A 13,682-nucleotide genomic window follows, 5' to 3' on the forward strand; every position below is an offset into this window, starting at 1 on the left:
AAAACTGTAGCCATATCCTGATTTTCTAAAAATATTTTCTGTCGTATGCTTGTGGATATGTTACAATTATTTTATGAAAATAAAATTGATTACCGTTGGAAAATTGAAAGAAAAGTACCTCAAAGAAGGTATTGCAGAATATAGTAAACGATTGGGACGATTTGCTAAGTTAGATATGATTGAGCTTCCTGATGAAAAAACACCAGATAAAGCCAGTCAGGCAGAGAATGAACAAATATTAAAAAAAGAAGCCGATAGAATTATGTCTAAAATTGGAGAGCGAGATTTTGTCATTGCCTTAGCGATAGAAGGCAAACAATTTCCATCGGAAGAATTTAGTCAAAAGATATCTGACATTGCAGTAAATGGGTATTCAGATATAACTTTTATCATCGGTGGTAGTTCGGGTCTCGATTCTTGTATTAAAAAAAGAGCTAATTTGTTGATGAGTTTTGGACAGTTGACACTTCCCCATCAACTAATGAAATTAGTTCTCATCGAGCAGATTTATCGTGCATTTATGATTCAGCAGGGAAGCCCATATCATAAGTAGTTTCACGTGAAACAAGGAGTGAAAATGAATCAAAAAGAGTATCGTGTTTTTGAGGGATTGAGAATTGCTTGTTCATTAACGTTTATCAGTGGTTATTTAAATGCCTTTACTTTTGTGACTCAGGGTGGTCGCTTTGCTGGAGTACAATCTGGAAATGTTATTTCCCTAGCTTATTTTTTAGCTAAAGGTGATTTTGCGCAGGTAGTTAATTTTTCCATTCCCATTTTATTTTTTGTATTCGGACAATTTTTTACCTACTTAGCAAGAAGGTATTTTGAAAAACAAACATGGTCTTGGCACTTTGGTAGTAGTGTAATGATGTTAGTTCTTATTTTACTAACTATCATTCTCTCACCTATAATGCCTGCGTCTTTTACAATTGCTAGTCTAGCCTTCGTAGCCTCTATTCAAGTAGAAACATTTAGAAGGTTACGAGGTGCTCCGTATGCCAATGTGATGATGACAGGGAATGTCAAAAATGCTGCTTATCTCTGGTTTAAAGGACTTATTGAAAAAGATTCAGAACTTAGAAAAACAGGTAGAAACATCTTATTTACCATTATAGGATTTATGCTAGGTGTCATCATATCTACTCACCTATCCTTCAAATTTAAAGAATATGCCCTTATTGGTCTGATTTTGCCAGTTTTATATATTAATTATGAATTATGGCAAGAAAAAAGACCTACTCGAGGTAGGTCTAAATGATTCCAGCAGGATTCGAACCTGCGACCGTTCGCTTAGAAGGCGAATGCTCTATCCAGCTGAGCTATGGAACCTTAACCATTTTATTTTACATTAAACAAAGCACTCTGTCAATACAATAAAAAATCAAAAAATGTATTGACAAACAAAGTTACATGTATTATACTAGTTATTGTTCTAAAAATGGTCCGTTGGTCAAGGGGTTAAGACACCGCCTTTTCACGGCGGTAACACGGGTTCGAATCCCGTACGGACTATTTCTTCCGCCATAGCTCAGTTGGTAGAGCGCATGACTGTTAATCATGATGTCACAGGTTCGAGCCCTGTTGGCGGAGTAAATAAAGACTAGGAAGCTTTGAGAAATCAAGTTTTTTTGTTTTTTACAAGAAAAAAAAACCGAGAAAGTTTAGGATTCTCGGTTCTTAGAATAATAGTATCCAATGAATTGATAGGAGAAAAATACAAAAACTGCACCAAAAGAAATCAGTAAACCTAGATAGAAACCATTTGGTATAAAGGTTAAAACTAGTTGAGTTTGACCTGGACTTACATCCACTTTCATAAAACCCTCTTGCGCTTTTTGGATTTTGATAGGTTTACCATCAATGGTTGCATTCCATCCTTTATCATAGGGTAAAGTAAGGAGGAGTGAGGCTTCTTTATCGGTTACAAAATCAACGGTTACTTTATTACCATCAGTTTTTGTTACTACTTGTTTTTCTTGGAGAATGGAAATAGCCTGTTGGAAAGCTAATAAGTCCAATCGATAAAATTGTGGTTTATCAAAAGAAACTTGATTATTTTCAGGAAAATATACATCGACTTGAACCTGTACATCTGTAGTAAAGCTCCCCACATTGAAGAAAGAGAAAGCATTATCTAGTGTAAATTCACTTGACTGATTATTGACAGTAATGACAACCTTTTTTTGATTCTCATTTGAGAATGTTAAATTTGGCAAATTTAAGTATACTTGGCTATTTGCAGGTATATTTACTAAGAAAGTTGCCTTTGCAGCATCCTCATTGTCAACTTTGTTGACAGTCATTCGATTGCTCAACTCAACTGTATTTTGTGAAATAACATCTGATAAAGTGTGGTAGTATTTTTGAGATAGCCCTGTTAGTTGATTGAGGAAATTTGTTTGATTATCGAGAGTCAGATTTGTAAAATTGACATCTTTGTAAATCCCTTCAGTCAATAGGGCTAACCCTAGATTAAAACTATTTTCGTAAAGATTAATAGTAGGCTGACTCTGATTCAGTGTGAAACCAAACTTATTTGGGGCCGTAGTAGCTAAATTATATTTGACTCCGAATAGGCTATCAGCAATAATTGTATTATTCTGATAACGAAGATTCAAATTGGTACCGTCTGAACGGAAACCGAGCTTATCTAGTACTGAGCTGGAAGCACGATTTCGAATGGAGGAGAATTGAGAAATACCATTGTAATTGAATTTCATGCTATCATTGCCAGTTTGTGGTAATAGACGTTCTATACGATAAAATGAATCAGTTGTAGTCTTTGTAGACTTTACAATACTGTCAATATCTGTCAATTTTTCTTCATAGTTTGATCGGCTAGGGAAATGCCATTCATCAGAAATCCCCTGAACCTGATAATGACTATGTAATCCAAGTTCTAAGAAAGTGAAGAACAATAAAACAATATTAATCCATTTTAAGGATGATTTATAGCGAATCATTGCTACAAAAAGAATGAAGTAGGCTATTAGAAATTCTAGTGTGAGTAGGAAATTTACATCCGTTAGAAACTCATAATGATCTCTAAAAATAAAGGTAGAAGTAAAGCAAATGAGTAAAAATGAAACAATCAGAGTAAAATTTTTAATACTTACTTGACGTAGTTGTGCCAATGTCTCTGCTGCTAAATAGATAACGGTTATTGATAGAGCCCATGCATAACGATAGAGGAACATGTTTGGCGCATGCATACCTTGCCAAAAAAGATTGAGTGGTTGTAGGTAGAAACTTGAAATAATGAATGTAAAGAATAGAGCATAGGAGAGTTTGACAGTTGGTTTTATTTCTTTTAATGTAAAGAATAATAAAGCGAGTATTAATGGAACGAGACCAACAGAGATCGTGGGAATAGAACCGAATTTTGTTGTATCAAAGCTACCAACTAAGTTTTTTGCAAAGAAGTCCAGATACCAAGAGTCCTCGGTTTTTAGGTTGACAATTTTTGTAAATGTCTCACCATGAGTTTTTAAATCCAAGTAGGTTGGTAACAACATGAATATGCTGCTTAGAGCAGATAAAATTGACACTATTGTAAAGTTGATAAATCTTTTGATTCTCTGACTATCTATCCATGATAATTGAACCAATGTCCATAATGTTAGAAAAATAGCCACCATATAACCGAAGTAATAGTTTTGGATAAACAAGCATGTTAATGTTATGTAGTAGAGAATCGGACCCTGTTTTTTTAATAATCGATGCAATCCAAGAAGAACGAGTGGGAGGAGTATAAAAACGTCTAGCCAATTGTTTATTTCTAATTGACTTGTACTAAAACTCATCAGAGAAAAACTAGTAGCGAGTAATAGTGCCCATTCTTCTTTCAAATTTTTATGGATACCCTTTAGACTGAAATAAGTTGACAACCCAGTCAATCCAAATTTGACAATAGTGACAAGGTAGGTAGCATCAGGCATGGATTGTAAATCAAAGAAAAAGACAATTGGAGATAGGAATGAGCCTAGGTAATAGGAGGATAGAGCATAAAAATTGAGTCCTAGACCACTTGTAAAGGTGTAAAAAAGAGAGCCGTCTCCGTGTAAAGTATTTCGTAATGTTTGATTAAAAATAACATACTGATGGAAACCATCACTGGCCAATATTGTTGTATCACTTCCCCACCAGATTCCTTGAAATGCTAAGACGATAGAAATAATAGTCAGCGGAATAAGGAAAGATAGGAGATAATAAATGGATGTTTTTGTAAATATTTTTTTCATAGATTTAAAAGAAAAGGCGAATAAATCGCCTTTTTATTATGCTTTCCAAAGTTCTTGTACTTTCGCTTGTACTTCAGCATTTTCCAAGAATTCATCATAAGTTTCGTCGATTCGGTCGATAACACCGTTTTTAGAAATGACGATGATATGGTTTGCTAAAGTTTGAATAAATTCGTGGTCATGGCTGGCAAAGATGATGGACTCTTTAAAAGCTTTCAAACCATCGTTCAGACTGGAAATTGATTCCAAGTCTAAGTGGTTGGTTGGATCATCCAATACCAAAACATTTGATTTGAGAAGCATGAGTTTTGACAACATCACGCGCACTTTTTCGCCCCCTGACAAGACGTTTACAGGTTTGTTAACCTCATCACCCGAGAAGAGCATACGTCCCAAGAAACCGCGCAAGAAGGTATTGTCATCTTCTTCCTTGCTGGCAAATTGACGGAGCCAATCAAGGATAGATTCGTTTGTATCAAAGTCACGAGTATTGTCTTTTGGTAAGTAGGATTGACTAGTAGTGACACCCCACTTGACAGTACCTTCATATTCAATATCGCCCATAAGAGCACGAATGAGAGCAGTTGTTTGGATGTCGTTTTGACCAATAAGAGCAGTCTTGTCACCTGGACGCAGGATAAAGCTGATATTGTCAAGGATTGTTTCACCATCAATAACAACTTTCAAGTTTTCAACTGTTAGGAGGTCATTACCGATTTCACGTTCTGATTTGAAGTTGATAAATGGGTACTTACGGCTAGAAGGAATGATTTCTTCCAACTCGATTTTGTCCAACATCTTCTTACGTGAAGTAGCTTGCTTAGACTTAGAGGCATTAGCAGAGAAACGGGCAACGAATTCTTGTAATTCCTTGATTTTTTCTTCAGCTTTTGCATTACGGTCAGCCTGTAATTTAGCTGCTAGTTCACTGGATTGTTTCCAGAAGTCATAGTTACCAACGAAAATCTTGATTTTACCGAAGTCAAGGTCGGCCATGTGGGTACATACCTTGTTCAAGAAGTGGCGGTCGTGGGACACGACGATAACCGTATTTTCGAAATCAATCAAGAAATCTTCGAGCCAGTTGATGGATTGGATGTCCAGACCGTTGGTTGGCTCGTCCAAAAGAAGAACATCAGGTTTACCAAAGAGGGCCTTAGCCAAGAGGACCTTAACCTTCTCACCGTTGGTCAATTCGCTCATGTTTTGGTAGTGGAGGTCTTCTGAGATATTGAGGTTTTGGAGCAATTGAGAAGCTTCACTTTCAGCTTCCCAGCCACCAAGTTCAGCAAACTCACCTTCTAACTCAGCAGCACGGACACCGTCTTCATCAGAAAAATCTTCTTTCATGTAAATGGCATCTTTTTCTTTCATGATGCTGTAAAGTTGCTCATTTCCCATGATAACAACGTCAATCACGCGCTCATCTTCATAGTCGAAATGGTTCTGACGTAGTACAGAAAGGCGTTCGTCTGGTCCAAGTGAAATATGACCTGTTGATGGCTCGATGTCACCAGCAAGAATTTTCAAAAATGTAGATTTACCAGCACCATTGGCACCAATCAAACCGTAGGTATTTCCTGCTGTAAATTTGATATTGACATCGTCAAATAATTTGCGGTCGCTAAAGCGAAGCGACACGTCTGATACTGTAAGCATAGTTTCTCCTCTATTTCTGTCTATTAGTTTTATTGTACTAGAAAGAACTTGAATTTTCAATGAATTACATTGGAATCAAAATATCTTCATCATAATGTTTATGGTCTTTTTGAAGACTGAAGCCACGTCCACGCACCTGACTCGCAGGCATAACAACCATAAAGGCAGTTTCATCAATTTCTAATACCGCTGTCTCCAGTTTCTGCATTTCTGGAATAGAGATGGTAGTCATCAACATGCGCTTGTCAACCCCTGTAAAGCCACCAATAATTGGAAGTTCTGTCACACCGCGATCAGCAACTTTAGTAATATAGTCTTTAATTTCTTCTGATTTTTGAGAAATAATCATGACATTTCGAGAAGATTGGGTACCAGACATCATGCGGTTGACAATATAAGTAATGGTCATTAGGGCAATAATCGAGTACATAACTGTATCAGTATCGAAGGCAACAAATCCAAGACCAACGATAATACCATCAATAATAGCCATTGTCAGACCTAATGATAAAGGGGTGTACTTGTGAATAAATTGAATAAGAATACCTGTTCCACCAGTAGTAGAATTTCCAAGGAAGACAAGCCCAAGTCCAAAACCTAGGATAATTCCACCGAAAATAGCAGCTAGGAGAGGATTTTCTGTCAAGTTGGGTAAACCTGCTGTCAACTTGATGCAAAGAGGATAGATGATAGCTCCATAGACAGTTTTGATAAATACAGATTTTCCTAAGAAAAACCAACAGATGATTAATAAAGGGATGTTACAGTAGAGGACAAAGTCAGATGGACTCCACCCCAGAAGAGCATTGAGTGCGATTGCTAAACCTCCGACACCACCAGATACGATATTATTCTCTAGAAAAAAACTGTTAAATCCAATGGCCATGACAATGGAACCAGCTGTCACAAGTGCAAAGTCTTTTAGTTTTTGTTGCATAGGTCGCAATACCTCACCTTTTTTTCTTATAAACTCAATCTCTATTATCGCTGATTCAGACAGTCTCGTCAAGGCTTGGAGGTATTGACTTTCTAATTTTTAAGCGGTATAATTGTATTCAATCAGAAGAGTAGGTAATCTTCCATTTTTAGAGAGCTTGTGGTCGCTGCAAACAGGTAATGGTGATTGGTGAATGGACTGATTTTGTAATGAATTCGAACAAATAAGGATTCGGCTAGCAGGCCTTATGTGCAAAAAGATGTAAGCTTATTTAATGCTTATAAGTGAGGTGGCACCGTGTCCTTGACGCCCTCGCACAGTTTTCTGTGCGTGGGCTTTTATTATGTAAAAGGAGAACATTTTATGAGTAAACCGATTATCCTAACAGGAGACCGTCCAACAGGTAAACTCCATATCGGCCATTATGTTGGCTCTTTGAAAAACCGTGTTCTGCTGCAAAATGCTGGACAGCACGAGCTTTTTGTATTTTTAGCTGACCAGCAAGCTCTGACAGATCATGCTAAAGAGCCACAAAAGATTATCGAGTCAGTTGGTAATGTGGCACTGGACTATCTAGCAGCAGGTCTTGATCCAGCTAAGACAACTATTTTCATCCAGAGTCAAATTCCTGAACTGGCAGAGCTGACCATGTACTACATGAACTTGGTATCGGTGGCTCGTTTGGAACGCAATCCAACTGTAAAAACCGAGATTGCTCAGAAGGGATTTGGCGAAGGAATTCCAGCTGGTTTCTTGGTCTATCCTGTGTCACAAGCGGCGGATATTACAGCCTTCAAGGCAAACTTTGTTCCAGTAGGAAATGACCAGAAACCGATGATTGAACAGACTCGTGAAATCGTTCGTAGCTTTAACCATGCTTACCAGACTGATATTTTAGTAGAGCCGGAGGGCATTTATCCTGAAAATGAGGCAGCTGGTCGCCTGCCAGGTTTGGACGGTAATGCCAAGATGTCTAAGTCCCTTGGAAATGGTATTTATCTGGCTGATGATATGGATACGCTCAAGAAGAAAGTTATGTCTATGTACACAGACCCAGACCATATCCGTATCGAAGACCCAGGTAAGATTGAGGGAAATATGGTTTTCCACTATCTTGATGTATTCGGCCGTGAAGAAGATCGTGCCGAGATTGAAGCAATGAAGGAGCACTATCAACGTGGTGGTTTGGGTGATGTGAAGACCAAACGTTATTTGCTGGACATTTTAGAGAGAGAATTAGGCCCAATCCGTGAACGCCGTCTGGAGTTTGCACAGGATATGGGACAGGTCTATGCAATGTTGGAAGCAGGTAGCCAAAAAGCTCGCCAAGTTGCTGCGACAACTCTTGACCAAGTAAAGGATGCCATGGGAATCAACTACTTTAAATAAGGTTAACAATAAAAGAGCAATGTTGAGAAAATGTTGCTTTTTTCATTTGTTTTATAATAAAGTAAAAAACAAACGTTCGATTTTCTAAAAGAAAGTGGTAAAGAATTTTCTGAATTTTTATTATTACTTATTTTAAAGCGAATAATATTTGACAAATGATTTCAAAATGTTATCATATATAAAATAATCATAGCGATAGCTAGTAACAAAAAAAGAAAAGAGGAAGAAAATGTCAAACTGGGACACTAAATTTTTGAAAAAAGGCTTTACCTTTGATGATGTATTACTCATTCCGGCTGAAAGTCATGTATTGCCACATGATATTGATTTAAAAACACAATTAGCACCAAATTTGACCCTTAATCTTCCGATTATTTCTGCTGCTATGGATACCGTAACGGATAGCAAAATGGCCATTGCTATGGCGCGTGCAGGTGGTTTGGGAGTTATCCATAAGAATATGTCTATTACAGAGCAGGCTGAAGAAGTTCGTAAGGTAAAACGTTCTGAAAATGGTGTCATTATTGATCCATTCTTCTTAACTCCAGAGCATACCATCGCTGAAGCTGAAAAGTTGATGGGCACTTATCGCATTTCAGGTGTGCCTATTGTAGAAACGATGGAAAACCGTAAGTTAGTTGGGATTATTACCAACCGAGATATGCGCTTTATCTCAGACTACTCACAACCAATTTCTACCAATATGACCAGTGATGGCTTGGTAACAGCGCCAGTTGGAACAGATCTTGCGACTGCTGAAGCTATTCTTCACAAGCATCGTATTGAAAAATTGCCACTGATCGATGAAAATGGTCGTTTGTCAGGTTTGATTACCATCAAGGATATTGAAAAAGTGATTGAGTTCCCAAATGCTGCCAAGGACGAATTTGGTCGTCTTTTGGTTGCAGGTGCTGTGGGCGTTACTTCTGATACCTTTGAACGTGCTGAAGCTCTCTTTGAAGCAGGTGCAGATGCGATTGTCATCGATACAGCTCATGGTCACTCAGCAGGTGTTCTTCGTAAGATTAAAGAAATCCGTGAACACTTCCCAACACGTACCTTGATTGCAGGTAACATTGCGACTGCAGAAGGTGCACGTGCCCTTTATGAGGCTGGTGTTGATGTTGTCAAGGTCGGTATTGGTCCAGGTTCAATCTGTACCACTCGCGTTATCGCAGGTGTCGGCGTACCGCAAGTGACAGCTATTTACGATGCGGCAGGTGTTGCTCGTGAATATGGTAAAACCATCATTGCTGATGGCGGTATCAAGTATTCAGGTGACATTGTCAAGGCTCTTGCAGCTGGTGGTCATGCTGTCATGCTTGGCTCTATGTTCGCTGGAACGGATGAGGCACCCGGTGAAACAGAAATCTTCCAAGGTCGTAAGTTCAAGACCTATCGTGGCATGGGCTCTATTGCAGCCATGAAACAAGGTTCAAAAGACCGTTACTTCCAAGCATCTGTCAATGAAGCCAACAAGCTTGTTCCAGAAGGAATTGAAGGACGTGTGGCCTATAAAGGATCTGTTGCAGATATGATTTTTCAAATGGTTGGTGGACTTCGCTCAGGTATGGGCTATGTAGGTGCAGGTAATTTGACTGAATTGCATGAAAATGCTCAATTCATCGAAATGTCGGGTGCTGGTTTGAAAGAAAGCCATCCACATGATGTCCAAATCACAAATGAAGCTCCAAACTATTCAGTACAATAAAAATTAGACCCTGGTTGACAGGGTCTTTACTATTTTGTAAACTTTATTGACAATAATGTAAAAAATGTTTATTCCGACTCAGTAACCTTACCAGACTCAATATGAAATATTTTTAAATCATCTGGTAGCTTGTGTAAATGGTCCAAAGATGTTGTAGTGATAAAGGTTTGAATAGTATCTGTAATGGTTTCTAGTAGTTTGATTTGTCGATTGTTATCTAGCTCACTCATAACATCGTCTAAAAGTAGAATTGGGTATTCTCTAGTGATTTCCTTCATCAGTTCGATTTCAGCAAGTTTGAGCGACAGAACGAGACTGCGGTGCTGACCTTGGCTACCATAATGGGCATTCATTCCATTTATAAAGAAAGCTACATCATCTCGATGTGGTCCAACTCCTGTATTTTTCTTAAATAAATCACGTTTGCGACACCTTTCCAATTCTGTCAAGAATTTGTCAATTAAATTGACATCATCTGTCAATTCGATTGAGGTTTTGTATTCGATTGTCAACTCTTCCCGATTGCCAGATATTTCTTGAACTTTTCTATTTCCGAATTCCTCTAATTTCTTTAGAAAGTCAATACGATGTTGGATAACACGACTACCATATTCAGCAAGTTGCTGATCTAACACGGATAGGAAGTTCTCATCAATCTTATCTGTAGATTTGAGGTAAGTATTTCTTTGTTTTAAAACGTGATTATAATTCGATAGGTCAGAGAGATAGAGTGGTTTGATTTGCCCGAGCTCGACATCGATGAACTTTCTTCTCAAAGCAGGCGCACCTTTTATCAGCTGTAAATCTTCAGGGGCGAAGAGAACAACATTCATGTGGCCGATATAGTTGGAAAGCTTGGCTTGTTTGAGATGGTTGACCTTGGTCACTCGCCCCTTGTCTGTCAAGTGAATGTCAAGGGGAACTTTACCGCTTGTGCGATGGAGTAAACCAGAAATAGATAATTCCTTTTCTTGAAACTGTAGTAGGTCCTTATCTGTCCGTGTTCGATGACTTCGTGTTAAGGCTAAAACATAGATAGATTCTAGAATATTGGTTTTTCCTTGGGCGTTTTCGCCTAAAAAGACATTGAGACCCTTGTTGAACTCAATATCTAATTGGTTGTAATTGCGAAAATGTTGTAACTCTAATCGTTCTAGCCACATGTCTACATACCAGGGAAACGAACAGGTTTTCTTTCAGTATTTTTAGTTGCTTTTTTAGGAGTTTTTACCTGTTTCTTATTCTTTTTATTTTCTTGATTTAACTTTTTAACGATTGCAGCTACACGTTCTTTTTCAGCTTGTTCTTCTTGGTGTTGCTGTATTTCTTCTGTACTAGGTGCAACGATTGTGATACTAATGTTGTGGCCAGGTAGCGTGACAAGATCACCGATACGGATTTTTTTACCCCGTCTTTTTTCGTCTTCTCCGTTAAAAAGGATAGTATTTTCTTCTAAGAAACCTTTAATGGCCCCACCTGAGTGGAGAATACCAGTTGTTTTTAGTAATGCTTGTAATGTGATGTAGTCATCAAATAATTTAAATTCCATAAGTCACCTCGTTACAGAATATTATATCACAAAATGGTATGTTTCGTTTTTCACGCGCTGGAAACCCAGTCATATCAAGGATTTTTACAGTGCTGTAAACTACTGTAAACCGAATTTGTTCCCCTTTTTGTTCACCCTCAAAGGTTTTCTAGAGCTTTTTCATAAAATGTAACAGCATGCTTTGCGTTCTCTTTTGAAAGGTGGCTATAGATGTCCATGGTCATTGATATTCTAGAATGACCAAGACGATGCTGGAGTTCCTTGTAGGGTATTCCGGAGTTAAGCAACAAACTAGCGTGCGTGTGGCGGAAACCGTGAAAGCCGATGTTAGGCAGTCCGATATTCCTCAGGCGTGTGGTCAACCTGTTCCCTAGGGTCTTATCCTCAGGATAGTCATGAATGAAGTCAGAGAATACCACTGTTTCAGAGCGTCCGAGACTCCAAGCCTCTTGTATCTGTCGCCGTCTGTATTCTTTCAGCATGGCTACTGTCTGGCTATCGATGTCTATATCACGTATGCTAGCGTTTGATTTTGGGGAGTTTATTGAGCCGTAGCGGTTGAGTGTTTTTGTGATGCTGACCGTGGCATTGTTCAAGTCAATATCTGACCAGTGCAGTGCCAGCACCTCATTGATACGGCAACCAGTGGCCAGCAAGAACTTGTATAGGGTGGCTTCATAGAGATTTCTGTAATTGGTTAAGTCTAAGCCGTCCAAGTAGTCAAGAAACTGTTTAAGCTGCTCGTCGTTGAAATGTTTTACCTTCTTCCGAGTGGCTTTTTTTGCGTTCCTGGGCAATATGACTTCCCGAGCTGGATTATATGGCAGAACTTGCATAACAACACCGTATTGCAATATACGTTTGTTCAGCGCGTGGATTTTGTCATAGTGCAGATAGGCACCAGCTTCCCCTGTATTTGCTTTGTCTGCTAATTTGATGACGATGCTTTGGAGGAGTGGGGTCGTCAGTTTATCGAGCTTATAAGCTCCAAAAAGTGGTATAACATGATTTTTCAGTAAGCCCCTGATGTTTCCTCGAGTATTTGGCTTTACTGTGTGCTTATAGCTATTCCACCACAATTCTGCCAACTCTTTGTAACTGGTTATGGTGGCACTTTGGTAGCGTGTTGCCCCGTCAGTTTTAAAAGTTGCAATAGCTTGCTGAGTTTTGTTTTTAACCTCCTTCTTGGTCCTACCCGTGACATTAGTCTTGACTTTCTTACCAGTGATGGCATCTATTCCTAGATAAACACTGGCACGGTAGACAATGCTACCATCTTTCTTTTTTACCTCAGTTATTTTCATGATCATAAACCTTTCCATCAGCAGGCAAGCTGTTATTAAAAGGGTTTTAGATTGAGTTGGTTTATATCATGCGTAGGGCTACGAGAACAGCCCTATTTTCGTTTGATTTGGGTAAGTCGGTAATTTATATGGTTACGTTTTAAAGTGGTGCTATGACTCTTATATGGGCTTATTTATCGCTCAATCTTTTGAGGCTATCAAGGGCCTTCTGATTGTTTTTATATAGCACGTCTAGCTGTTCTTTAGCAATTCTGTTTAGTTCAGTTAGTCGGTTGCTTTGTGATAGTCCTTGTTTAATCATTTCAGCGTTAAGACTTTGTAAGTTATTTAGAACTAATAGCTGTTCAATAGTGGCATTATCTCGCTGATTACCTTCTCTATCAGGATAGGCGTTCTTGAATTCCTTTGCAGTCATACCAAATAAAGCGACGTTTATTAAATCAGCTTCAGAGGAATAGGCGAAAGAAATTTGATAGGGTTGGAGAGTTGGCACAATGTTTTCTTTGATAGCGTCCGTTTGTATGGTGTAATTAAGTTTTGAAATATAGCGGTTTACCTGCCAATCTAACTGGTTCTTGTAGGCTTCTTCTTGTTTTAGGCGCTGATAATCTTGAATGATATAAAGCTTAATCTCTGGTGAAAGCCAGGAAGCAAATTCAAAAGCTATATCAGAGTGGGCGAATGTACCGCCGTATCGGCCAGATTGGGAAGTTATACCAATGGCATTTGTCTCTTTTATCCATTTTTGCGGAGATAGTACGAAGCCATTTAATCCAGCCTCGCTTCTAAACTGGTCGAATTCGACCAGTTTAAAATTATGTGACTTTTAGTCCGTCACGCTCCGTAAGGTGCGTGACAAATAAACCACCCGCTATGCGGGTGCGCGACG

11 protein-coding genes, 3 tRNA genes, 1 pseudogene and 1 other annotated feature are annotated in these 13,682 nt (G+C 38.6%); of the genes and pseudogenes, 6 read left to right on the plus strand and 9 right to left on the minus strand.

Annotation, left to right across the window (positions count from 1 at the left end; all coding sequences use genetic code 11):
- The first annotated feature begins 73 nt into the window (after window positions 1–73).
- On the plus strand, window positions 74–553 hold the full coding sequence (gene rlmH, locus SST111_RS01750) for a 23S rRNA (pseudouridine(1915)-N(3))-methyltransferase RlmH (RefSeq protein ID WP_099809800.1): 480 nt from the start codon (window positions 74–76) through the stop codon (window positions 551–553).
- A 24-nt stretch (window positions 554–577) separates the two neighbouring features.
- Complete coding sequence (locus SST111_RS01755) at window positions 578–1,261, plus strand: YoaK family protein (RefSeq protein WP_099809801.1); 684 nt, start codon at window positions 578–580, stop codon at window positions 1,259–1,261.
- Here the strand turns inward: SST111_RS01755 and SST111_RS01760 are convergent.
- Window positions 1,259–1,332 (minus strand) — tRNA-Arg (locus SST111_RS01760). The two genes, SST111_RS01755 and SST111_RS01760, sit on opposite strands and share 3 nt — an antisense overlap.
- A 111-nt stretch (window positions 1,333–1,443) precedes the next feature.
- Between SST111_RS01760 and SST111_RS01765 the strand changes: the two genes are divergently transcribed.
- Together SST111_RS01765 and SST111_RS01770 are read left to right on the plus strand one after the other, a co-directional pair.
- Window positions 1,444–1,515, plus strand: a tRNA-Glu gene (locus SST111_RS01765).
- A gap of 5 nt (window positions 1,516–1,520) precedes the next feature.
- Window positions 1,521–1,593, plus strand: a tRNA-Asn gene (locus SST111_RS01770).
- 71 nt (window positions 1,594–1,664) lie between these two features.
- Here the strand turns inward: SST111_RS01770 and SST111_RS01775 are convergent.
- The 3 genes from SST111_RS01775 to SST111_RS01785 all read right to left on the minus strand — a co-directional run bounded on the left by SST111_RS01775 (window position 1,665) and on the right by SST111_RS01785 (window position 6,840).
- Window positions 1,665–4,244: a YfhO family protein gene (locus SST111_RS01775; protein ID WP_099809802.1), complete on the minus strand. Its 2,580-nt coding sequence runs from the start codon at window positions 4,242–4,244 to the stop codon at window positions 1,665–1,667.
- Between the two features lie 36 nt (window positions 4,245–4,280).
- The gene (locus SST111_RS01780) at window positions 4,281–5,903 is read right to left on the minus strand and encodes an ABC-F family ATP-binding cassette domain-containing protein (protein WP_012775415.1); all 1,623 of its coding nucleotides are present in this window, start codon (window positions 5,901–5,903) and stop codon (window positions 4,281–4,283) included.
- A 64-nt stretch (window positions 5,904–5,967) separates the two neighbouring features.
- Window positions 5,968–6,840: a YitT family protein gene (locus tag SST111_RS01785; protein WP_099809803.1), complete on the minus strand. Its 873-nt coding sequence runs from the start codon at window positions 6,838–6,840 to the stop codon at window positions 5,968–5,970.
- A gap of 108 nt (window positions 6,841–6,948) precedes the next feature.
- Window positions 6,949–7,157: a binding site (T-box leader), on the plus strand.
- Window positions 7,158–7,203: 46 nt separating this feature from the next.
- On the opposite strand from SST111_RS01785, the gene trpS reads away from it, so the two are divergent.
- Window positions 7,204–8,229: a tryptophan--tRNA ligase gene (gene trpS, locus SST111_RS01790; protein WP_099809804.1), complete on the plus strand. Its 1,026-nt coding sequence runs from the start codon at window positions 7,204–7,206 to the stop codon at window positions 8,227–8,229.
- Between the two features lie 229 nt (window positions 8,230–8,458).
- Window positions 8,459–9,940 carry an IMP dehydrogenase gene (gene guaB / locus SST111_RS01795; RefSeq protein WP_099809805.1) on the plus strand — a complete coding sequence of 494 codons (1,482 nt, stop codon included), beginning with the start codon at window positions 8,459–8,461 and terminating at the stop codon, window positions 9,938–9,940.
- 68 nt (window positions 9,941–10,008) lie between these two features.
- On the opposite strand, the gene recF is transcribed toward guaB, so the two are convergent.
- The 5 genes and pseudogenes from recF to SST111_RS12345 all read right to left on the minus strand — a co-directional run.
- Complete coding sequence (recF, locus tag SST111_RS01800) at window positions 10,009–11,103, minus strand: DNA replication/repair protein RecF (protein ID WP_099809806.1); 1,095 nt, start codon at window positions 11,101–11,103, stop codon at window positions 10,009–10,011.
- Between the two features lie 2 nt (window positions 11,104–11,105).
- Entirely contained in the window at window positions 11,106–11,489 is a 384-nt protein-coding gene (locus SST111_RS01805) for an RNA-binding S4 domain-containing protein (protein WP_099809807.1), read from the minus strand.
- Window positions 11,490–11,626: 137 nt separating this feature from the next.
- Window positions 11,627–12,799 carry a tyrosine-type recombinase/integrase gene (locus tag SST111_RS01810; protein ID WP_099809808.1) on the minus strand — a complete coding sequence of 391 codons (1,173 nt, stop codon included), beginning with the start codon at window positions 12,797–12,799 and terminating at the stop codon, window positions 11,627–11,629.
- 163 nt (window positions 12,800–12,962) lie between these two features.
- Window positions 12,963–13,208: a hypothetical protein gene (locus SST111_RS12340; protein WP_257211348.1), complete on the minus strand. Its 246-nt coding sequence runs from the start codon at window positions 13,206–13,208 to the stop codon at window positions 12,963–12,965.
- A gap of 189 nt (window positions 13,209–13,397) precedes the next feature.
- Window positions 13,398–13,601, minus strand: a pseudogene (locus SST111_RS12345) (KilA-N domain-containing protein); the annotation flags it as partial.
- Between the last annotated feature and the right edge of the window lie 81 nt (window positions 13,602–13,682).

It is taken from the genome of Streptococcus suis YS161, assembly GCF_002760245.1.
In the GTDB taxonomy this organism is placed as follows: Bacteria; Bacillota; Bacilli; order Lactobacillales; family Streptococcaceae; genus Streptococcus; species Streptococcus suis_I.

Excerpts from the sequence above, each read along its gene's own strand:
- SST111_RS01810 (WP_099809808.1), bottom strand. The coding sequence starts at position 12,799 with ATGATCATGAAAATAACTGAGGTAAAAAAGAAAGATGGTAGCATTGTC.
- recF (WP_099809806.1), bottom strand. The coding sequence starts at position 11,103 with ATGTGGCTAGAACGATTAGAGTTACAACATTTTCGCAATTACAACCAA.
- SST111_RS01775 (WP_099809802.1), bottom strand. The coding sequence starts at position 4,244 with ATGAAAAAAATATTTACAAAAACATCCATTTATTATCTCCTATCTTTC.
- SST111_RS01805 (WP_099809807.1), bottom strand. The coding sequence starts at position 11,489 with ATGGAATTTAAATTATTTGATGACTACATCACATTACAAGCATTACTA.
- rlmH (WP_099809800.1), top strand. The coding sequence starts at position 74 with ATGAAAATAAAATTGATTACCGTTGGAAAATTGAAAGAAAAGTACCTC.
- SST111_RS12340 (WP_257211348.1), bottom strand. The coding sequence starts at position 13,208 with ATGACTGCAAAGGAATTCAAGAACGCCTATCCTGATAGAGAAGGTAAT.
- trpS (WP_099809804.1), top strand. The coding sequence starts at position 7,204 with ATGAGTAAACCGATTATCCTAACAGGAGACCGTCCAACAGGTAAACTC.
- guaB (WP_099809805.1), top strand. The coding sequence starts at position 8,459 with ATGTCAAACTGGGACACTAAATTTTTGAAAAAAGGCTTTACCTTTGAT.
- SST111_RS01780 (WP_012775415.1), bottom strand. The coding sequence starts at position 5,903 with ATGCTTACAGTATCAGACGTGTCGCTTCGCTTTAGCGACCGCAAATTA.
- SST111_RS01755 (WP_099809801.1), top strand. The coding sequence starts at position 578 with ATGAATCAAAAAGAGTATCGTGTTTTTGAGGGATTGAGAATTGCTTGT.
- SST111_RS01785 (WP_099809803.1), bottom strand. The coding sequence starts at position 6,840 with ATGCAACAAAAACTAAAAGACTTTGCACTTGTGACAGCTGGTTCCATT.